The 20,519-nt window shown below is 51.0% G+C and carries 18 protein-coding genes, 1 other RNA gene, 3 pseudogenes and 1 other annotated feature (1 of these 23 only partly in view); of the genes and pseudogenes, 21 read left to right on the forward strand and 1 reads right to left on the reverse strand.

Annotated elements, in window-relative coordinates:
* Positions 1–224 (forward strand) — a binding site (T-box leader) (it extends 17 nt beyond the left edge of the window).
* A gap of 47 nt (positions 225–271) precedes the next feature.
* The 4 genes from hisS to CW734_RS08695 all read left to right on the forward strand — a co-directional run bounded on the left by hisS (position 272) and on the right by CW734_RS08695 (position 4,437).
* On the forward strand, positions 272–1,555 hold the full coding sequence (hisS, locus tag CW734_RS08680) for a histidine--tRNA ligase (protein ID WP_101190182.1): 1,284 nt from the start codon (positions 272–274) through the stop codon (positions 1,553–1,555).
* Positions 1,556–1,557: 2 nt separating this feature from the next.
* The gene (gene aspS, locus CW734_RS08685) at positions 1,558–3,342 is read left to right on the forward strand and encodes an aspartate--tRNA ligase (protein WP_101190183.1); all 1,785 of its coding nucleotides are present in this window, start codon (positions 1,558–1,560) and stop codon (positions 3,340–3,342) included.
* A 44-nt stretch (positions 3,343–3,386) separates the two neighbouring features.
* Positions 3,387–3,570, forward strand: a non-coding RNA gene (ssrS, locus tag CW734_RS08690) — 6S RNA.
* Positions 3,571–3,675: 105 nt separating this feature from the next.
* Positions 3,676–4,437, forward strand: coding sequence for a tRNA threonylcarbamoyladenosine dehydratase (locus CW734_RS08695; RefSeq protein WP_058380973.1), 762 nt, complete (start codon positions 3,676–3,678; stop codon positions 4,435–4,437).
* 52 nt (positions 4,438–4,489) lie between these two features.
* On the opposite strand, the gene CW734_RS08700 is transcribed toward CW734_RS08695, so the two are convergent.
* Positions 4,490–5,773 carry a replication-associated recombination protein A gene (locus CW734_RS08700; protein ID WP_101190184.1) on the reverse strand — a complete coding sequence of 428 codons (1,284 nt, stop codon included), beginning with the start codon at positions 5,771–5,773 and terminating at the stop codon, positions 4,490–4,492.
* Positions 5,774–5,910: 137 nt separating this feature from the next.
* On the opposite strand from CW734_RS08700, the gene cymR reads away from it, so the two are divergent.
* From cymR to mtnN, 17 genes and pseudogenes are all read left to right on the forward strand, one after another.
* Positions 5,911–6,327 carry a cysteine metabolism transcriptional regulator CymR gene (gene cymR, locus CW734_RS08705; protein WP_058380971.1) on the forward strand — a complete coding sequence of 139 codons (417 nt, stop codon included), beginning with the start codon at positions 5,911–5,913 and terminating at the stop codon, positions 6,325–6,327.
* A gap of 14 nt (positions 6,328–6,341) precedes the next feature.
* A pseudogene (locus CW734_RS08710) lies at positions 6,342–7,485 on the forward strand (cysteine desulfurase family protein).
* Between the two features lie 55 nt (positions 7,486–7,540).
* Positions 7,541–7,765, forward strand: a pseudogene (locus CW734_RS19940) (hypothetical protein); the annotation flags it as partial.
* Entirely contained in the window at positions 7,669–8,046 is a 378-nt protein-coding gene (locus CW734_RS19945; RefSeq protein WP_442956968.1) for a hypothetical protein, read from the forward strand. The pseudogene CW734_RS19940 and the gene CW734_RS19945, both read left to right, overlap by 97 nt.
* Before the next feature lie 108 nt (positions 8,047–8,154).
* Positions 8,155–8,604 (forward strand): aminomethyltransferase beta-barrel domain-containing protein, encoded by a 450-nt coding sequence (locus tag CW734_RS19950; RefSeq protein ID WP_442956957.1) that lies wholly within the window; start codon positions 8,155–8,157, stop codon positions 8,602–8,604.
* Positions 8,605–8,618: 14 nt separating this feature from the next.
* The gene (locus CW734_RS08720; RefSeq protein WP_180956268.1) at positions 8,619–9,278 is read left to right on the forward strand and encodes a tetratricopeptide repeat protein; all 660 of its coding nucleotides are present in this window, start codon (positions 8,619–8,621) and stop codon (positions 9,276–9,278) included.
* Between the two features lie 26 nt (positions 9,279–9,304).
* Positions 9,305–11,742: pseudogene (recD2, locus tag CW734_RS08725) on the forward strand (SF1B family DNA helicase RecD2).
* A 307-nt stretch (positions 11,743–12,049) separates the two neighbouring features.
* Positions 12,050–14,674, forward strand: coding sequence for an alanine--tRNA ligase (alaS, locus tag CW734_RS08730; RefSeq protein WP_101190186.1), 2,625 nt, complete (start codon positions 12,050–12,052; stop codon positions 14,672–14,674).
* Between the two features lie 87 nt (positions 14,675–14,761).
* Entirely contained in the window at positions 14,762–15,028 is a 267-nt protein-coding gene (locus tag CW734_RS08735; protein ID WP_058383651.1) for an IreB family regulatory phosphoprotein, read from the forward strand.
* A gap of 2 nt (positions 15,029–15,030) precedes the next feature.
* Complete coding sequence (gene ruvX / locus CW734_RS08740) at positions 15,031–15,447, forward strand: Holliday junction resolvase RuvX (RefSeq protein ID WP_068461903.1); 417 nt, start codon at positions 15,031–15,033, stop codon at positions 15,445–15,447.
* Between the two features lie 13 nt (positions 15,448–15,460).
* Complete coding sequence (locus tag CW734_RS08745) at positions 15,461–15,769, forward strand: DUF1292 domain-containing protein (RefSeq protein ID WP_101190187.1); 309 nt, start codon at positions 15,461–15,463, stop codon at positions 15,767–15,769.
* A gap of 92 nt (positions 15,770–15,861) precedes the next feature.
* Positions 15,862–16,983: an endolytic transglycosylase MltG gene (mltG, locus tag CW734_RS08750; protein ID WP_101190188.1), complete on the forward strand. Its 1,122-nt coding sequence runs from the start codon at positions 15,862–15,864 to the stop codon at positions 16,981–16,983.
* Between the two features lie 83 nt (positions 16,984–17,066).
* Positions 17,067–17,672 (forward strand): O-methyltransferase, encoded by a 606-nt coding sequence (locus tag CW734_RS08755; protein WP_101190189.1) that lies wholly within the window; start codon positions 17,067–17,069, stop codon positions 17,670–17,672.
* A gap of 27 nt (positions 17,673–17,699) precedes the next feature.
* The gene (gene udk, locus CW734_RS08760) at positions 17,700–18,323 is read left to right on the forward strand and encodes a uridine kinase (RefSeq protein WP_058380962.1); all 624 of its coding nucleotides are present in this window, start codon (positions 17,700–17,702) and stop codon (positions 18,321–18,323) included.
* 81 nt (positions 18,324–18,404) lie between these two features.
* Positions 18,405–18,881: a transcription elongation factor GreA gene (gene greA / locus CW734_RS08765; protein ID WP_101190190.1), complete on the forward strand. Its 477-nt coding sequence runs from the start codon at positions 18,405–18,407 to the stop codon at positions 18,879–18,881.
* A 120-nt stretch (positions 18,882–19,001) separates the two neighbouring features.
* Positions 19,002–19,715, forward strand: coding sequence for a YrrS family protein (locus CW734_RS08770; protein ID WP_101190191.1), 714 nt, complete (start codon positions 19,002–19,004; stop codon positions 19,713–19,715).
* A gap of 48 nt (positions 19,716–19,763) precedes the next feature.
* The gene (mtnN, locus tag CW734_RS08775; protein ID WP_101190192.1) at positions 19,764–20,468 is read left to right on the forward strand and encodes a 5'-methylthioadenosine/S-adenosylhomocysteine nucleosidase; all 705 of its coding nucleotides are present in this window, start codon (positions 19,764–19,766) and stop codon (positions 20,466–20,468) included.
* Positions 20,469–20,519: the final 51 nt, after the last annotated feature.

A 20,519-nucleotide genomic window follows, 5' to 3' on the forward strand; every position in this document is an offset into this window, starting at 1 on the left:
GAAAGTAATTGCTGGCATCGACTGAAAAGAGAGGGAAAGCCCTGGGCTGAAAGCTTTCCTGCAGAGATCTGCAACGAAAAACACTCTTGAGGTTCTTTACTGAACGGCGCCCTGCGCTTAATAGGCTAAGACGGTTCCGGCCGTTATCCGGACAGAGAGGGCGCAGAAACTTGCGTCAACTAGGGTGGAACCGCGGAAGCTAATTTTTAGCTCTCGTCCCTTGCGCAAGCAAGGGGCGGGGGCTTTTTTGTATGGAAAAGGAGAGATGAAAATGGGCAATATCCAAGCACCGCGCGGCACATATGATGTGCTGCCGCAAGAATCTGCCAAATGGCAGGAAGTCGAACGGACGATCAATGAATTATGCAATCTGTATCAGTACAAGGAAATCCGCACGCCGGTTTTCGAACACACGGAATTGTTCCAGCGCGGCGTCGGCGACACGACCGATATCGTCCAAAAGGAAATGTATACATTCCAGGACCGTGGAGACCGTTCTTTGACATTGCGCCCGGAAGGAACAGCATCCGTCGTGCGTTCATATGTAGAACACAAACTCTTCGGCCAACCTGACCAGCCGGTGAAGCTATATTATACCGGCCCGATGTTCCGCTATGAGCGGCCGCAAGCCGGCCGCATGCGCCAGTTCGTGCAGTTCGGCGTGGAAGCAATCGGCTCGAAAGACCCTGCCATCGACGCGGAAGTCATCGCGCTCGCCATGGACGTCTATAAATCGAGCGGGCTGAAAAGTTTGCGGCTCGTCTTGAATTCACTTGGCGATACCGAAAGCCGCTTGGCGCATAAACAAGCGCTGATTGAACATTTCGCGCCGTCGATTGAAGAATTCTGCGGCGATTGCCAAAATCGCCTGGACAAGAACCCGCTGCGCATTCTCGATTGCAAAGTGGACCGCGAACATCCCTTGATGGCGACGGCTCCTTCTCTTGCAGATTATTTGAACGAAGAGTCGGCTGCTTATTTCACGCAGGTTAAGGACTATTTGGACGAACTCGGCATCAGCTATGTCGTCGATCCGAACCTGGTAAGAGGGCTTGATTATTACAACCACACCGCTTTTGAAATCATGAGCGAGGCAGAAGGCTTCGGGGCAATTACGACGCTTGCAGGCGGCGGCCGCTATAACGGGCTAGTCGAAGACCTCGGCGGCCCGGAATCCCCGGGGATCGGCTTTGCGATGAGCATCGAACGCTTATTGCTCGCACTGGAAATGGAAAAAGTGGAAATCGGGCAAGACCAATCGCTTGATGCATACGTCATCGCAATGGATGCGGCATCGAAAAAGAAAGCCGTATCTATTGTCCGCGACTTGCGCGCAAATGGCATCTCGGCGGATATGGATTTCACTGACCGCAAGATGAAAGCACAGATGAAGTCTGCCGACCGCAAAAAGGCGCGTTTTGTCATCGTCATCGGTGAATCGGAGCTCGAAAGCGGTAAAGCGGCTGTCAAAGAAATGGCGACGCGTGACCAGCAAGAAGTGCCATTCGGTGAATTGGCTGAAAACATCCAGAAAAAGAAATCATTGGAGGAATAAATATGTCGAGAACACATTATTGTGGAGAAGTGAACGAAACGGCAATCGGCCAGCGCGTATCATTGAAAGGGTGGGTCCGCAAACGCCGCGACCTCGGCGGATTGATCTTCGTCGATGTCCGCGACCGTTCAGGGATCGTCCAAGTGGTCTTCAACCCGGAAATTTCGGAAACTGCGTCAAAAATCGGGGAATCATTGCGCAATGAATTTGTTGTCCATATTGATGGGCTTGTCGTTGAACGGGCAGAAGGCCAAGTGAACGCCGCGATGAAAACCGGCAAAATCGAAGTGCAAGTGGACAATGTAGAAATCATCAATGCCGCGAAAAACCCGCCGTTTGCGATCGAAGACCAAACGGATGTCAGCGAAGACCTGCGCTTGAAATACCGTTATTTGGACTTGCGCCGTCCCGCGATGTTCGAAACCTTGAAAATGCGTTCGGACGTTACGAAAACGATCCGCAATTTCCTCGACAGTGAAGGGTTCTTGGATGTGGAAACACCGATTTTGACGAAATCCACTCCGGAAGGCGCGCGTGATTATTTGGTGCCAAGCCGCGTCCATGACGGCGAATTCTACGCCTTGCCGCAATCACCGCAATTGTTCAAGCAAATGCTGATGGTTTCAGGAGTAGATAAATATTACCAAATCGCACGTTGTTTCCGCGATGAAGATTTGCGCGCTGACCGCCAGCCGGAATTTACGCAAATCGATATGGAAATGAGCTTCCAGACAATGGAAGACATCATTGAATTGAACGAACGCTTGATGATACAAGTCATGAAGGATGTCAAAGGCATCGACATCGATGCAGGATTCGAGCGCATGAGCTACCGTGATGCCATGGAACGTTTCGGTTCCGACAAACCGGATGTCCGCTTCGGCATGGAATTGACCGATGTATCGGAACTGGTGAAAGGCTCCGCGTTTAAAGTCTTTACAGGTGCCGTGGAATCTGGCGGACAAGTCAAATTGATCAACGCCAAAGCACAAGCCGCCAATTATTCACGTAAAGACATCGATGCCCTTGGCGAATTCGCTGCCCGTTACGGAGCGAAAGGCTTGGCGTGGCTGAAAGTGGAAGAAGGCGGCGTCAAAGGGCCGATCGCTAAATTCTTCGAAGGCGAGACGGCTGACAATTTGATTGCAGCAGCAGAAGCTGAAGCAGGCGATTTGCTGTTGTTTGTCGCTGACTCCAAAACGGTCGTTGCGGACGCGCTAGGCGCCTTGCGCATGAAGCTCGGCAAAGACTTGGACTTGATCGACCAATCGATCTTCAAATTCCTGTGGATCACCGACTGGCCGCTGCTTGAATACGACGACAAAGACGGCCGCTACTACGCGGCGCACCATCCGTTCACGATGCCGTTCGAAGAAGACCTCGACAAGTTGTCGACGGAACCGCAAAACGTCCGTGCGCAAGCATATGACCTAGTATTGAATGGCTATGAACTGGGCGGGGGATCGGCGCGGATTTACAAACGTGACATCCAGGAGAAAATGTTCGAAGTGCTTGGTTTCTCGAAAGAAGAAGCGACAGAGCAATTCGGCTTCTTGCTCGAAGCATTTGAATACGGAACGCCACCACACGGCGGCATTGCATTCGGCCTTGACCGTTTGGTGATGCTATTGGCAGGGCGCACCAACCTGCGCGACACGATCGCATTTCCGAAGACCGCTTCTGCAAGCGATATGCTGACGGAAGCGCCGAGTGCAGTATCATCGGCCCAATTGGAAGAATTAAACCTATCGGTAACTATTCAGAATAGTGAAAAAGATTCAGAGTAAAAGGCTTGTACATCTTTTTCGGGTATGCTACTATACTTGTAGAGAGAATCCTGATGTGTACGTTTTTAGCAATTCGATTTTGACCCAACATTTTGTCGTCGGGAGACCTACATATCGCCATGGCTAACATGCCTTAACGGGAAGTTATAAGTGGTGATGCGGTCACCCACCTGCTATAAGCGGGTTCAAACGATGCGCAACACAAAGGACGGCACGATCGGGATTCTTCTTACATAAGCAATCCAAATCCCTCCGGCATTTGCCGGAGGGATTTTCAATGTGTATAATCCCTAGTATCCCTATTTAATATCGAATCGGAAAGGCAGTGTGAATATGTTACATCAATTCTCAAGAAATGAACTCGCCATCGGCAAAGAAGGGATGGACCTGGTGAAAGGCTCGACGGTCGCCATTCTCGGCGTCGGCGGGGTCGGATCGTTTGCAGCCGAAGCTTGCGCAAGAAGCGGCGTCGGAAAAATCATCCTCGTCGATAAAGACGATGTCGACATCACCAACATCAACCGCCAATTGGTGGCGAATCTTTCCACGGTTGGCCAGTCCAAAGTTGAGGTCATGAAAAAGCGCATTCTGGATGTCAACGCGGACTGTGAAGTGGTAACGCTTCATATGTTCTATACAGAAGAGACCTATGAAGAATTTTTCAGCCACAAACCCGACTATGTTATCGATGCTTCGGATACGCTGATCTATAAAGTGCACCTGATCAAAGAATGCTACAGCCGCCGCATTCCGATCATCTCGAGCATGGGCGCCGCCAACAAGACGGACCCGACGCGCTTTAAAATTGCGGACATCTCGAAGACCCATACCGATCCGTTGGCCAAAATGATTCGCAAGAAACTCAAGCAAGCGGGCATCCGCAAAGGCGTACCGGTCATCTTCTCTGACGAAAGCCCGATTGTGGTGCGTGAAGATGTCGTCGAAACCGTTGGCAAAAAAGACGCAGCGATCCGCAAAGCGCAGATGCCGCCATCTTCCAACGCGTTCACCCCATCGACTGTCGGCTTGATCGCCGCGAGCTGGGTCGTCAACCAAATCACCAAATCAATCCATATCCAGCGCGTCAATCAATAGACAATAGAAAAAAGGCCGGAGAATGATCACATTCTCCGGCCTTTTTTGTGCATTATTTTTTGCGGAAGCCTTTCAGTTTTTCGTAGATGCCGGCGAATTTCTTTTCTTCTCCGGCGACGACGGGCTTGTAGAATTCCGCTTTTTTCAATTCTTTCGGCAGGTAGTCCTGGTCGGCCCAGCCGCCGAACGAGCCGATCGGCGTATCATGGGGATATTTATAGCCGCGATGACCGAGTTCGGCGCTGCCCGCGTAATGGGTATCGCGCAGGTGCGGCGGGATGTCCCCGACCTGGCCTTTATTGATGGCGGCGGTGGCTGCATCGATGGCGCGGTAAGCAGAGTTGGATTTTTCCGATAGGCACATCTCCGCGACCGCTTGGGCGAGCGGGATGCGCGCTTCCGGTAACCCGAGCCGGTCCGCTGCCTGGCAAGCCGCGAGCACATGGCCGCCGACCGCCGGATTGGCAAGTCCGATGTCTTCGTAAGCCATGACGAGCAGGCGTCTCGTCACAGCGGTCAAGTCGCCGTTTTCAAGCAAATGGGCGAGGTAATACATCGCCGCATTGACGTCGCTTCCGCGTACGGATTTCTGCAAAGCCGATAACAGGTTGAAGAAGTGGGAACCTTTTTTGTCACCGAATACGCCGACGCGTTTGATCATCTGCTCGATGATTCCGTCATCGACGAGGTATTCGCCGTCTTCTTCATCTGACGCGATGACGATCGATTCGAGCATCGTCAAAGCTTTTCTCGCGTCACCGTTCGTCCCTTCGGCGATGCGGGTGACTTGTTCTTTGGAAATCCGAATTTTTTCGCGGCCGAGCCCGCGCTTTTCATCCGCCAATGCGCTGTTCAATAGCTCGACAATATCGTCTTGTGTCAGCCGCTTAAGCTGCTTGATTTCGCCGCAGCGTGAGCGGATTGCTGGATTGACGTCGTGGAACGGATTTTCGGTCGTCGCGCCGATCAGCACGATCGAGCCGGATTCGACATGAGGCAACAGCGCGTCTTGCTGCAATTTATTGAAGCGGTGGATCTCATCCAAAAACAGCAACACCTTGCCGGTCATGCGCGCCTCTTGAACGACCGATTCGACATCTTTCTTGCCGGACGTGGTCGCGTTCAGCGCGATGAACGGCAGGTCGGACGTGCCGGCGATGGCGTGGGCGATAGAAGTCTTGCCGATGCCGGGGTCGCCATATAAGAGCATGGACGGCACGTGGCCGCTTTTGATCATTTTATACAATGCAGTAGAGGGGCCGATGACGTCTTTTTGGCCGACGACTTCGTCAATCGTCCGCGGACGCATACGGAACGCGAGTGGTTCATTTTGCACGAGGAAAACTCCTTCCGTCTATTCATTCCATCAGTATAGCGAATCGGGCGCCGAAAGTCATTGAAAGCCTATGTACAGTAAGATATGCTATACTTATTTGAAGAATTGACGATTAGGTTCCAGAGGAGTAGTTTTAGATGAAAATATCAACGAAAGGCCGTTACGGCTTAACAATTATGATCGCATTAGGAAAACAATATGGGGCAGGCCCGGTGCCGCTGCGCAAGATTGCCGCGGACAATGAGTTGTCGGAAGCCTATCTCGAACAGCTCGTGGCACCGCTGCGCAATTCGGGGCTCGTGAAAAGCGTACGCGGCGCATACGGTGGCTATATGCTGACGCGCCATCCGAAAGAGATTTCAGCTGGAGACGTCATCCGTGTGCTCGAGGGGCCGATCCAGCCGGTCGAAGGCATCGAAGACGAAAAGCAGCCCCAGCGTGAACTGTGGGGACGCATACGCGATGCCGTGAAGAACGTCTTGGACACGACGACGATCGAGGATTTGGCACAGACAGAAGAAGGCGACACCGAACATTATATGTTCTATATATAAGGAGTTAATGAATTATGAAACAGATCTATTTGGACCATGCGGCGACTTCGCCGATGCATCCGGAAGCAGCTTCGGTGTTCGCCCAAGCCTTAAGTGAGCATTACGGCAACCCTTCAAGTATCCATCAGACCGGCCGCGATGCGCGGCGCATTTTGGACGAAGCACGGCGTACGCTCGCCACAAGCATTCAGGCAGACGATACCGAGATCATCTTCACATCCGGCGGCACAGAGGCGGATAATTTGGCGATCTTCGGAACAGCAAGCGCCAAGGAAGGCCGCCATATCATCACCACGCAAGCCGAGCATCACGCGGTTCTTCACGCTTGTGAGGAATTGGCGAAACAGGGCTATGATGTGACGTATTTGCCGGTGGATGAAACGGGCCGCGTCAAGCCGGAAGACGTGAAACAAGCGCTCCGGAATGATACGATTCTCGTGACGGTCATGCTCGCCAATAATGAAATCGGCACGATCCAGCCGATTGCCGAAATCGGGGAGCTATTGAAAGGGACGAATGTCACTTTCCATACCGATGCGGTTCAGGCGTATGGCCTGTTGCCAATCGATGTGGATGAGTTGAACGTCGACTTGCTTTCGGTCTCTGCCCATAAAGTGAATGGCCCGAAAGGCATCGGATTTTTATACCAACGCAAAAACACGGCACTTAAGCCCTTGATGTACGGTGGCGAACAGGAACGTAAACGCCGCGCTGGAACGGAAAACGTGCCGGCCATCCAAGCATTCGCAAGCGCAGTGAAAATCGCGCAGGAAACAATGGAAGATAAACGGCAAGCGTTTAACGGATTCAAGGAGATTTTCGGGCCGAATTCAAGGAGAACGGCATCGATTTTAAAGAGAACGGCATCGATCAATTGCCGCATATTTTCAATGTCTCCTTGAACGGCATCGACATCGAATCGTTTTTGGTCAATTTGGACCTGTCCGGCATTTCCGCATCGAGCGGTTCGGCATGCACGGCCGGTTCGATCGACCCGTCACACGTCCTCGTTGCGATGTACGGGCAAAACGCCGCAGAACTGCGCAATTCGATCCGCTTCAGTTTCGGCATCGGCCTGACCGCCACGGATATTACACAAGCAGCCGAAAAACGGCTCAAATCACGAAGCGCCTGGCGCAAAATAGAAAAGGTGAATAAAATGGAAACAAAAGCTCCACAAGATACACGCGTAGTCGTCGGCATGTCCGGAGGGGTTGACTCTTCGGTTGCCGCTTATTTATTGAAGCAGCAAGGCTATGACGTCATCGGCATCTTCATGAAAACTGGGACGATACCGACGAAAACGGCGTCTGTACCGCGACGGAAGATTATGAAGACGTCATCCGCGTCTGCAACCAGATCGGCATCCCGTATTATGCGGTCAATTTTGAAAAGCAGTATTGGGATAAAGTGTTCACGTATTTCCTCGAGGAATACAAAGCAGGACGCACGCCGAATCCGGATGTCATGTGCAATAAGGAAATCAAATTCAAGGCATTTCTTGAACATGCTTTAAGCCTCGGTGCGGATTATCTGGCTACGGGCCATTATGCACGCGTCGAAACCGACGAAAACGGCGTCACGCACATGTTGCGCGGCGTTGACAATAATAAAGACCAAACGTATTTCTTGAATCAGCTGAACCAAGAACAATTGTCGAAAGTCATGTTCCCGCTTGGTGCGATCGAGAAGAAGGAAGTACGTGAAATCGCCCCTTGAAGCAGGACTTGCGACAGCGACGAAAAAGATTCAACGGGCATTTGCTTTATTGGCGAACGCAATTTCAAGGAGTTCCTCAGCCAATATCTCCCAGCTCAACCAGGTTCTATGGAAACCTTGGAAGGCGTCAAAAAAGGATCCCATGACGGTTTGATGTATTACACGATCGGCCAACGCCAAGGCCTCGGCATCGGCGGAGCAGGCGACCCGTGGTTCGTCATCGGGAAAGACCTGGAGAAAAATGTCTTGTATGTTGGGCAGAACATCCACCACGATGCACTGTTTTCCGATAGCTTGACGGCGGTCAACTTGAGCTTCACGACGGGCGATGCACCGTCCGCGAGTTTCCAGTGCACAGCGAAATTCCGCTACCGCCAGCAGGACGTCGGCGTCACGGTCGACATGAAAAACGGCGAAGCAGTCGTTACATTCGATGAGCCGGTCCGTGCGATTACACCGGGCCAAGCAGTCGTTTTTTACGACGGTGACGAATGCCTCGGAGGCGGCACGATCGACCGTGTCTTCAAAAACGGTTCACAGCTGGACTATGTAGGATAATGGGGGAATCGGCGATGAATTATAACGAAATCGGCATCAAAGCCTTGCAAGAAGGCAGGGCGGAAGATGCTATCCAGGCGTTCACGAACGCCATCGAACAACAGCCGGAAGACGCGCTTGGCTATATCAACTTCGGGCATGTATTGGCGTCGATGAACGAAACCGAGCGCGCTGAACGCTTTTTCCAGAAAGCCTTGACGCTCGATGAAACGTCTGCGACTGCTTATTACGGATTGGCGAATCTCTATTACAACGCGGAACGCTACGAAGAAGCGTTGAAGCTATATGAAAAAGCGATCCAAAATGGCATCGAAGGATCGGATGCCCATTATATGGTCGGCAAATGCTTCGAACGCATCGACCAGCCGAAGCTCGCTTTGCCTTATTTGCAGCGGGCTGTCGAATTGGATCCAAATGACCTGCAAGCGCGTCTCAGCTACGGCATCGCATTGGCATCGCTTGAGTTGTTTGACATGGCGGAAGAACAATTTGTTTATGCGCTTGAAATCGATGTGGATAACTCAGACGTCCATTACAACTTGGGCGTATTGTATGCCGTATCGAGCGACCGTACCGAAGATGCCATGTACCATTTGCAGCGTGCGTACACATTGGATGATAAAAATGAAATGGCGCGCTATGCCTACGATATGATTAACGAACGATTGAATTGAACAAATGAAAGAGAGGAGACGGCCGCATGTCCGGACAGATTGATTTATTCCAAAAAGAAAGTGAATTTGTGCTGGGGCGTCCGGTCGTCTCGATTTTTCACAATCCCCAAAACCTCTTCTCCATCATCAAAGTGAAAATCCAGCAAACCAACACCCCGTACACCGAAAAGGAAATCATCGTCTCCGGTTATTTCCCGAAGCTGTCGCTTGAAGAACAATACAAGTTCACGGGCAGCGTCAAGAACCACCCGAAATACGGCGTGCAGTTCCAGGCTGAAACCTTCAAGAAAGAAGTGCCGGAAACAGAACAAGGCGTCGTCCATTATTTATCGAGCGATTTGTTCAACGGCATCGGGCGTAAAACCGCCGAGACGATCGTCAAGAAACTCGGCAGCGATGCCATCAAGAAAATCCTGGAAGACCCCGATGCGCTGGATGGCGTCCCGCGCCTGTCGGATGATAAAAAAGACACGATCCGCTCGACATTGCAGATGAACTTAGGCCTTGAACGCGTGATGATCCAATTGAACGATTGGGGATTCGGACCGCAAATCGGCATGAGGATCTACCAGGCTTACCGCGAGGAAACAATTGATATCCTGACGAAAAATCCATTCCAGCTCATCGAGGAAATCGAAGGCATCGGGTTCCACCGGGCGGACGAGCTCGGGGCGAAACTCGGCATCACCGGCAGCCATCCCGACCGCATCAAAGCGGCAATCCTGCATGTATTGAACCAGGCGTCGTTGTCAGAAGGGCATGTCTTTGTCGATGCGAAGAATTTGATTCCGCTCGTCAAGCAAATGCTCGAAGCGAGCCAACGCGAAGACATTCCGGTCGATTCGATTTCCCAGGCAGCGATTGAATTGAACGAAGAAGGCAAAGTGGCGGGGGAAGAAACCCGCCTTTATTTGCCGTCGCTGTATTATTCGGAAGTCGGCATCGCGACGAAGCTGGAAACCTTGATTGCTGAGCAAGAGACACGCGATGGGTTCCCATCATCCGAAATCCGCAAAGCGCTCGGCGAAGCCGAAGAGCGGCTCGGCGTGAATTATGCAGAGACGCAAATCGACGCCATCGAGAAAAGCTTGAATTCGAGTGTCATGATCCTCACCGGCGGCCCGGGAACCGGCAAGACGACAGTCGTCCGGGGATTGGTCGAAGTATATGCAGAACTGCACGGCCTGTCGCTTGACCCGAAAGACTACGCCAAGAAAAAAGAACCGTTCCCGATCATTTTGGCAGCTCCTACAGGACGCGCAGCAAAACGCCTCAGCGAGTCGACTGATTTGCCGGCGATGACGATTCACCGGCTGCTCGGCTTTAACGGGCAGGAACGGGAAGAGGAAACTGAAAAAGACATCGAAGGCAAATTGATCATCATCGATGAAATGTCGATGGTCGATACTTGGCTTGCCCATCAATTATTAAAAGCGGTCCCTGTCGACGCCCAGCTGATCTTTGTCGGCGACCAGGACCAATTGCCGCCGGTCGGCCCCGGGCAAGTGCTGCGGGACATGCTGGCATCCGGCCGCATTCCGACGGTTGAGCTGACGGAAATCTACCGCCAAAGCTCAGGCTCATCGATCATCGAACTCGCACACCAGATGAAAGCCGGGAAGCTTCCCGACAATATTGAGGCGAAGACGTCCGACCGTTCGTTCATCCGAGCAGGCGCGGACCAGATTCCGATGGTGGTCGAAAAGTAGTCAAGAGCGCATTGTCAAAAGGCCATACGATCAAAGACATCCAAGTGCTTGCGCCGATGTATAAAGGGCCAGCCGGGATCGATGCGCTTAACCAGATGATCCAGCAGATGGTCAACCCGAACGATGACGGTTCTCGAAAAGAGCTGGTGTTCGGCGATATTACTTACCGCATCAATGACAAAGTGCTGCAACTGGTCAATCAGCCTGAGAGCAATGTTTTCAACGGCGATATGGGCGAAGTGGTCGCCATCATGAAAGCGAAAGAGACGGTGGAAAAGCAGGACCTGCTCGTCGTGTCGTTTGATGGCATCGAAGTGACCTACCAGCGCAGCGATTTGAACCAGTTGACGCTCGCCTATTGCTGTTCGATCCATAAAGCGCAAGGCTCGGAATTTCCGACGGTCATCATGCCGGTCGTCCGCGGCTATATGAAAATGCTGCGGCGCAACCTGCTCTACACAGGCATCACGAGAAGCCGGGATTTTCTCATCCTGTGCGGCGACCCGGGCGTGTTCCGCTACGGTGTCGAGCGCACCGATGATTCGAGCCGCCTGACGACATTGGCGGACCGATTGGGCACGGCGGCTGTTCCAGATCAAGGCGCAGCCTCGGATGCGCTAGAAGCATCAGCCGAAAAACCGGAGCCAGAAGCAGAAGCTGCAGGGCCGAAAAGCCTGACGCAGCAAAACGCCCACCGCATCCATCCGATGATCGGCATGGAAGGCATCACGCCGCGCGACTTCCAAGAAGCGTGAGCGTGCTTGACAAGGCCCGCTTGGTTTTCTATAATTCAATTTATATCAGATACACAACACCTAGACGGAGACAGTAAAGAGATTCCGGCTGCTTAGAAAAAGGCTCCCCTTGGCTGAAAGGGCCTTCTGCCGCATCTTTTGAACGCTACTCCCGAGTGCAGCTAATCACTGCCGTCCCGCCGCGTTAAGGCGCTTGAGAGACACAGGATATTTTTTCCTGTGTAACCAGGGTGGTACCGCGAATCGAGCCTTCGTCCCTTTTTATTAGGGGATGAAGGCTTTTTATTATGCAGAAGGAGGAATTTTGATGAAGAATTTGAAAGCTGAAGAAATCAGAAAGCTCTATCTCGACTTTTTTAAAGAAAAAGACCACGACGTGGAACCGAGCGCGCCGCTTGTGCCGTTTGAAGATCCGTCGCTATTGTGGATCAACAGCGGAGTCGCAACCTTGAAGAAATATTTTGACGGGCGCGTCATCCCGGAAAATCCGCGCATCGTCAACGCGCAGAAATCGATCCGCACGAACGATATCGAAAACGTCGGCAAAACAGCACGCCACCATACATTCTTCGAAATGCTCGGAAACTTCTCCATCGGTGAATACTTCAAGAAAGAAGCGATCCATTGGGCGTGGGAATTCCTGACGGACGATAAATGGATCGGATTTGATGCCGATAAGTTGTCGGTGACGATCCACCCGGAAGATGAGGAAGCTTATGCCATCTGGCTCAACGAAGTCGGCGTGCCGGCTGAACGCATCATCCGCCTGGAAGGGAACTTCTGGGATATCGGGGAAGGCCCGAGCGGACCGAACTCCGAGATCTTCTATGACCGCGGCGAGAGCTACGGCAATGACCCGGAAGACCCTGAATTGTATCCGGGCGGCGAGAATGAGCGCTACCTGGAAATCTGGAACTTGGTGTTCTCCCAGTTCAACCATAATGCGGACCATACGTACACGCCGCTTCCGAAACAAAACATCGATACGGGAATGGGCTTGGAACGGATGGCGTCGGTTGTGCAAGACGTGCCAACCAACTACGATACGGACCTATTCGTGCCGATCATCGAGAAGACAGCGGAAATTTCCGGCAAATCCTACGGCGAAAGCCAGGAACAGGACATGGCATTTAAAGTCATCGCCGACCATGTACGTACCGTCGCATTTGCCATCGGAGACGGCGCGTTGCCATCAAATGAAGGACGCGGCTATGTGCTGCGCCGCCTATTGCGCCGTGCAGTCCGCTATTCGAAGAAATTGGGCATCGAAAAACCGTTCATGTACCAGCTAGTTCCGGTTGTCGGTGAGATCATGCAGAGCTTCTATCCAGAAGTCAAAGACAAGGAAGATTTCATTGTCCGCGTCATGAAACTCGAAGAAGAACGTTTCCTCGAAACCTTGCATGACGGCTTGGAAATCTTGTCCACGGTTGCCGAAAAGCAAAAACAGGCGGGCCATAGTGAAATCCCTGGTGAAGATGTGTTCCGTTTGTATGATACGTACGGCTTCCCAGTGGAGTTGACGGAAGAATATGCAGAAGATGTAGAAATGACCGTCGACCATGCAGGATTTGAGCGTGCGATGAATGAACAGCGTGAACGTGCAAGAAACGCACGCCAAAACGTCAATTCCATGCAGACACAATCCGAAGTGCTCGGCAATATTAAAGAAGAAAGCGAATTTATCGGCTACTCGCACACAGTCGCGGACGCTGAAATCGTCGCTATCGTCAAAGATGGGGAATTGGTCGACAGCGCACAAGAAGGCGAAGAAGTGCAGCTCGTGCTGGACCGCACGCCATTCTATGCGGAAAGCGGCGGACAGATTGCCGATAAAGGAACTTTGTCGAATGATTTAGTGTCAGCTTCAGTACTCGATGTGAAAAAAGCGCCAAACGGCCAGAACTTGCATAATGTGCGAGTTGATTCCGGCGAATTGACAAAAACGGCCGTCAAAGCGAAAGTCGATGCATCCGAGCGCCGCCATACAATCAAGAACCATACGGCGACCCACCTCTTGCACCAGGCGTTGAAAGATGTGCTCGGCACGCATGTCAACCAGGCAGGATCATATGTCGGCCCGGACCGGTTGCGTTTTGACTTCTCTCATTTCGGCCAAGTGACGAAAGAGGAACTGGCGACGATCGAGCAGGCAGTCAATGAAAAGATCTGGGAAGGCATCGAAGTCGAATCCGGCTACCATAACTTGCAGGAAGCCAAAGACATGGGCGCGATGGCCTTGTTCGGCGAAAAATATGGTGATGTCGTCCGCGTCGTCGCCATCAACGATTACTCGCTCGAATTATGCGGCGGGATCCACGTGGCGAATACGTCCGAAATCGGCGTCTTCAAAATTGTCTCGGAAGGCGGCATCGGTGCTGGCGTCCGCCGCATCGAAGCATTGACCGGAAAAGGCGCTTATGTGAACATGAAGCAAAGCGAGAAAACTTTGGATGAGGCAGCTTCTTTATTGAAAGCCAACCCGCGCGACCTCGTGCAAAAAGTCGAATCCACACAAGCCGATATCAAATCATTGCAGCGAGAAAACGAATCGCTGCTGCAGAAAATCGCCAATGCACAGTCCGGTGAATTGCTGGAGTCGGCAAGAAAAGTCGGAGATGTGACAGTATTGTCCGCAAAAGTTCAAGCAAAAGACAATAATCAGCTGCGCCAGATGGTCGATGACCTGAAAGCGAAATTCGAGCAAGCGGTCATCGTTCTCGGCGCGAGCGACGGTGACAAGGTCATGCTCGCAGCGGGCGTGTCGAAAAACATCGCCGGCAAGGATTACCACGCCGGCAATATCGTCAAAGCGGTCGCTGAACAATGCGGCGGCAAAGGCGGCGGGCGTCCGGACATGGCGATGGCCGGGGCGAAAAATCCGGAGCAATTGGATGCAGCGCTCGAATCGGTCTACACTTTAGTCAAATAGGTTTAACAAATCTGCGCTTTCAGTTATAATGGGATTCAGCAAGAGGAACGAATTGCCAATACACATTCCGGAAGTGAGGTGCTTGTCGTGAGCTCATTTGATCGCACGATGAAATTCGATTCATCCGATGAATCGATGGAGCAGGACGTAAAGCAGGTCATGCTGCAAGTTCATGCTGCTCTAGAGGAAAAAGGCTACAACCCGATCAATCAGATCGTCGGGTATCTACTTTCAGGTGATCCGGCTTATATCCCTCGCCATCAGGATGCCCGGAACATGATCCGGAAACTGGAGCGGGATGAAATTTTGGAAGAACTGGTGAAGTTCTATATCAAAAAGAATAACGAGGAATAATTATGCGAACAATGGGATTGGATGTCGGCTCCAAAACGATCGGAGTGGCGATCAGCGATGCACTGGGCTGGACGGCACAAGGCATCGAAACCGTCAAAATCGACGAGGCGAACGGCCAGTTCGGGCTTGAGCGCCTTGGCGAATTGATCAAGGAATACAAAGTAACGGAAGCGGTCGTGGGCTATCCGAAGAACATGAACAACTCAATCGGGCCACGGGCGGAAGCTTCCGAAAAATTTGCAGCATTGCTAAAAGAAGGATATGATATACCGGTAGTGCTTTGGGATGAAAGGCTGACGACGATGGCAGCAGAGAAAATGCTGATTTCTGCCGATGTCAGCCGGAAAAACCGCAAAAAAGTAATCGACAAGATGGCCGCAGTGATGATTTTACAAGGCTATCTTGATTCAAAAAAATGATGAGGTGACACAAATGGAACATGGTCAAGAGCATATTACAGTAGTGGACGAGCACGGGAACGAGCAATTATTCGAAGTGTTGTTCACATTTGAATCGGAAGATTTCGGAAAATCATACGTTTTGTACTTCCCAGTAGGGGCAGATGAGGACGAAGAAGGCGAGATTGAAATCCACGCATCTTCTTTCACTGAAAACCTGGATGCTGACGAGAAAGTTTCCGGCGGCGAACTTCGCCCGGTAGAAACCGAAGAGGAATGGGACATGATCGAAGAAATGCTCAATACTTTCCTTGAGGATGAAGAAGAAAACGAAGAGCAATAACCATAAGGGGGACGGAATTGAACCTTGATTCCGTCCCTTTCGTTTGAATCGTCTTCTGTTTTGGAGAGATGAATAGCTGAGGGGGAACACCCGTGGAAAAGCAGTCAAAAAAAGATGTCATGTTCGACAGGATGAAGGAAAAAAAAGAAGTGAGAGTCGTGCGGCGCATCGTGCTGATCGTAGCGCTTGTCCTTCTTGTGGTCGTCGCGGTGGCCGGTTGGCAAACTTATAGCTATGTCACCGACGCACTGGAACCTGTCGATCCGGATTCCGAGGAAGTCATCGATGTCGAAGTGCCGATCGGTTCCAACCTGGACAGCATTGCCGCTTTGCTTGAAGACAATGGCGTCATTAAAGATGCCAGAATCTACAAGTATTACGTCAAGTTCAAAAATGAATCGGAATTTCAGGCAGGCAATTACGGCTTGACTCAATCGATGACATTGGACGAAATTACGGAAAGTTTAAAAAGTGGGAAAGTTTACCACGAACCTTTATATACAATCAACGTTCCTGAAGGCTTGACCTTGGAAGAGATTGCCGAGCGCGTGATTGCGGAAAATACGGAATACACGGCCGAGCAATTTATGGAACAAGTGCAGGATGAAGCTTATATCGACGAATTGATGGTCAAATACCCTGATTTGCTGACAGAGGAAATCAAAGGAGAGAACGTCAAATTTGCGCTCGAAGGCTATCTGTTCCCTGCCACTTATCCGATCTATGAGGAAAATCCTTCACTTACCGTGTTGATTGAGCAAATGCTCGATGCCACGAAAGCGAATATCGAACCGTACCAAAGCGTTTTGCAGGAAGAGGAAAAGTCGCCTCATTGGCTATTGACTTTCGCTTCGCTACTAGAGGAAGAAGCGACTGCGAAATCAGATCGCCAAACCATCGCAAGCGTGTTCTACAACCGCATGGATGAAGACATGCCGCTGCAGACAGACCCGACCGTCATTTACGCGATGGGCGAGCATAAGGACCGCCTGTTCAACTCGGATTACGAGTTCGAAGATCCTTACAGCACCTATACGAATAAAGGCTTGCCGCCTGGGCCGATCGCCGCTGCTGGCGCATCATCCATCGAAGCGGTGCTCGACCCGAACCAAACGGATTATCTGTACTTCCTGGCTGACTCAGAAGGCAATAACTATTTCTCGACCAGCTACGAACAGCATCTAGAATACCGCGATGAACATATCGGAAATTGATCTAAGAAGGAAGGGAGCGTCCGTTTCCCTTCTTCTTTTCTGTTCAAATGAGGCAAAGAGCACGAAAGGAGCGGACATCCACAATGCCTGAATCAACAATAGAAGCATTATTCAAAACGATGCGCTCCTATGCGGTAGAGAATCATGTGCCGATCATGGAAGAGCAGAGTATGGAGGAGCTGCTGGAATTATTGCAGCGTCAAAAGCCGATGCGCTTGCTTGAACTCGGAACGGCAATCGGCTATTCGGCGCTCCGGATGGCCGATGCCTTGCCTGATGTCAGCATCGACACGATTGAACGGGACGAAGACCGCCACAGCAAGGCGCTTGGGTTCATCCGGGAATCGGGAATGGAAGGCCGGGTGCAGGCTATCTGTGCCGATGCGCTCGAACTGGACATTGCCGAATTAACCGCTTCTTACGATGCCATGTTCATCGATGCAGCCAAAGGGCAATATGAGCGTTTCTTCAATAAATACGAAACTTTACTATCCCCAGGGGGCATCATTTATTGCGATAATATGTCGATGCACGGCATGGCAGAACAGCCGATTAAACAAGTGCCGAGACGCAAACGCACGATGATCCGCAATATCCGCTCGTTCCGTGAAACAATGGATGGGCATCCCGGCTTCGACTGTGAGCTTTTGCCGGTCGGCGACGGGCTTCTCGTCTGCAGAAAAAAATGAAAATCGAAACACAAGGAGTTAACGTATATGTCTAAAAACAGACCGGTCGTCATCGGCATCGCTGGCGGTTCAGGATCAGGCAAGACCAGTGTCACCAATTCCATCTATGAAGTGTTCAAAGAGCATTCCGTGGTGGTCATCGAGCAGGATTACTACTATAAAGACCAAAGCCACCTCGAGTTTGAAGAGCGCCTCGAGACCAACTATGATCATCCGCTCGCTTTCGATACGGATCTATTGATCAAGCATGTCAACGAATTGCTTGAACGGCGTGCGATCGAAAAGCCGATCTATAATTACGCATTGCATACACGTGCAGAAGAAAGCATAGTGATCGACCCGAAAGACGTCATCATCCTTGAAGGCATTCTGGTCCTAGAAGACGAGCGCCTGCGTGAGCTGATGGACATCAAGCTATTTGTCGATACCGATGCAGACCTCCGCATCATACGGCGCTTGATGCGCGACATCAATGAGCGCGGCCGCACGATCGACTCGGTCATCGAACAATATTTGACGGTGGTCCGCCCGATGCATAATCAATTTATCGAACCGACCAAGCGCTATGCAGACGTCATCATCCCGGAAGGCGGCCAAAACGAAGTCGCAATTGATCTAATGGTTACAAAAATTAAAACAATTCTTGAATAGATTGGTAATTTATAATAGAATGATACGAGACTGACGGGTGTTAGCGCATCCATAGTCAGCAGTTGAAGGAGTGGGAAGAGTATGGCAAACGATAAACAATTTCCGATGACAGCTGCCGGAAAGCAGAAGTTGGAAGATGAACTGGATTATTTGAAAACGGTCAAACGCAAAGAAGTGGTGGAACGCATTAAAGTCGCAAGAAGCTTCGGGGACTTGTCCGAGAACTCCGAATATGATTCCGCCAAGGAAGACCAAGCCTTTGTCGAAGGGCGTATTTCTACATTGGAATCCATGATCCGCAATGCGGTAATTATAAATGAAGAGGAAGCCGGCAACGATGTCGTGCGCCTCGGGAAAACAGTTACGTTTATGGAAATTCCAGACGGCGAAGAAGAAGCCTACACAATCGTCGGTTCTGCAGAAGCAGACCCGTTGGAAGGGCGTATTTCAAACGACTCGCCGATTGCCAAAAGCATGCTTGGCCGCACTGTCGGAGACCGTGTGAAAGTATTGACGCCAGGCGGGGAAATGGAAGTCAAGATCGTTTCGATCAGTTGATGCACCCAGCCATTCCTTTGGGAGTGGCTGTTTTTTTGATGGATGAAACAAAACTTTAGTTGAAACGTCAAATTTGTCATGGGCTAAATATGATAAAATATCTGTAAAGGGGGGCATTTCATGGCTAACGAAGAAAAATCTTATCCCTCTCGTTTGAATAAGAATAAGAACAATAAAAATCGTTCGAATTCCATCCTGAATATCATGATCGCCTTAGTATTTACTTTGGTGGTTATCATCGGGGCGACATTGCTATTCGGAGGCGGCGACGATTCAGCAGATCCTGAATCCACAGAAACAACGCCGGAAACAGAAAGTCAAACGAGCGGCGATGATGATACGCAAGTGACAGCAGAAGAAAATGACCTCGAGGCTGAAGAGAAAGCTGAAGAGGAAGCCAAGGCTGAAGAAGAAGCAGCAGCCAAAAAAGAAGCTGAAGAAAAAGAAAAAGAAGAAGCAGAAGAGGAAGAAGAAACCAAAGGCGGTACCATCACACGTGAAGAGTCCAACGACCCGATCGTCAGTGAAACCATCGTCAACACAAGCTGGGAGCCTGTCGGCACAAGCCAAAGCGGCGACCATGTTTCTTCATACCAGAAAAACTCGGTTGATTGGAACGAAAAAATTGAAGCGGTCACCTATGCTACCGGCCTATCCCAAAATGACATGTATGTCATGATGGTCCAAAATGGCGGCGGCCCGCAAAAATCCATCGCGACAGTCCAGTCGAAAGACCAATCCGAGAAGTATCGCGTCTATCTCGAATGGGTAGACGGTGAAGGTTGGAAGCCTGAGAAAATGGATGTACTTAAAACGCTGGACGGCGCCTATTAAGAGGGCGCCGTTTTTCCGGCGTAATCATGGATGCAAGGAGCGGATACAATGAGAATCGGTGTAATCGGCGCAATGGAAGAAGAAGTAGAGTTGTTGCGCAATCAATTAGCGAACACGTCAGTCCGTGAAATCGCCAATAGCGAATTCACGACAGGTACATACAAAGGGCAAGAACTCATCCTCTTGAAAAGCGGCATCGGTAAAGTCAATGCGGCGATGACGACCACGATCCTGATGCAGGAGTTCAAACCGGATCTCGTATTGAATATTGGGTCTGCAGGCGGCTTTGATGAGGAGTTGGAAGTCGGCGCAGTGGTCATTTCGGATGAAGTACGTCATCACGATGTCGACGCGACAGTGTTCGGCTATGAGCTGGGGCAAGTGCCGCAAATGCCAGCTGCCTATATCGCCAACAAAGAATTGATCGAACTGGCGGTCCAAGCGGTCGATGAGATCGGTGAACACCAGCATGCCGTCGGTCTTATCGCAACGGGCGATTCGTTCATGAGCGATCCCGAACGCGTAGCATTGGTAAAGCAGCAGTTTCCAGAGATGAAAGCAGCGGAAATGGAAGCGGCTGCCGTCGCGCAAGTCTGTTTCCAATACGATACAGCGTTTGTCGTCATCCGCGCTTTGTCGGATATCGCCGGCAAGGAATCCTCGGTCTCGTTCGATGAATTTCTCCCGGTTGCCGCCAAGCACTCGACTGAAATCGTCCTGCGTGTCATCGAAAAAATGCTCCAGCGCATATAAAAGAAACTTCATCCCAAAACAAGCAAAAAAGCTGAGGGCATCAAGCCCTCA

Source organism: Planococcus sp. MB-3u-03 (assembly GCF_002833405.1).
Lineage (GTDB): Bacteria > Bacillota > Bacilli > Bacillales_A > Planococcaceae > Planococcus.

Coding starts and splice junctions, on each gene's coding strand:
- hisS (WP_101190182.1), top strand. CDS start 272: ATGGGCAATATCCAAGCACCGCGCGGCACATATGATGTGCTGCCGCAA.
- greA (WP_101190190.1), top strand. CDS start 18,405: ATGGCAAACGATAAACAATTTCCGATGACAGCTGCCGGAAAGCAGAAG.
- CW734_RS08770 (WP_101190191.1), top strand. CDS start 19,002: ATGGCTAACGAAGAAAAATCTTATCCCTCTCGTTTGAATAAGAATAAG.
- CW734_RS08755 (WP_101190189.1), top strand. CDS start 17,067: ATGCCTGAATCAACAATAGAAGCATTATTCAAAACGATGCGCTCCTAT.
- mtnN (WP_101190192.1), top strand. CDS start 19,764: ATGAGAATCGGTGTAATCGGCGCAATGGAAGAAGAAGTAGAGTTGTTG.
- alaS (WP_101190186.1), top strand. CDS start 12,050: ATGAAGAATTTGAAAGCTGAAGAAATCAGAAAGCTCTATCTCGACTTT.
- CW734_RS08745 (WP_101190187.1), top strand. CDS start 15,461: ATGGAACATGGTCAAGAGCATATTACAGTAGTGGACGAGCACGGGAAC.
- udk (WP_058380962.1), top strand. CDS start 17,700: ATGTCTAAAAACAGACCGGTCGTCATCGGCATCGCTGGCGGTTCAGGA.
- cymR (WP_058380971.1), top strand. CDS start 5,911: ATGAAAATATCAACGAAAGGCCGTTACGGCTTAACAATTATGATCGCA.
- CW734_RS19950 (WP_442956957.1), top strand. CDS start 8,155: ATGGAAACCTTGGAAGGCGTCAAAAAAGGATCCCATGACGGTTTGATG.
- CW734_RS08695 (WP_058380973.1), top strand. CDS start 3,676: ATGTTACATCAATTCTCAAGAAATGAACTCGCCATCGGCAAAGAAGGG.
- CW734_RS08720 (WP_180956268.1), top strand. CDS start 8,619: ATGAATTATAACGAAATCGGCATCAAAGCCTTGCAAGAAGGCAGGGCG.
- aspS (WP_101190183.1), top strand. CDS start 1,558: ATGTCGAGAACACATTATTGTGGAGAAGTGAACGAAACGGCAATCGGC.
- ruvX (WP_068461903.1), top strand. CDS start 15,031: ATGCGAACAATGGGATTGGATGTCGGCTCCAAAACGATCGGAGTGGCG.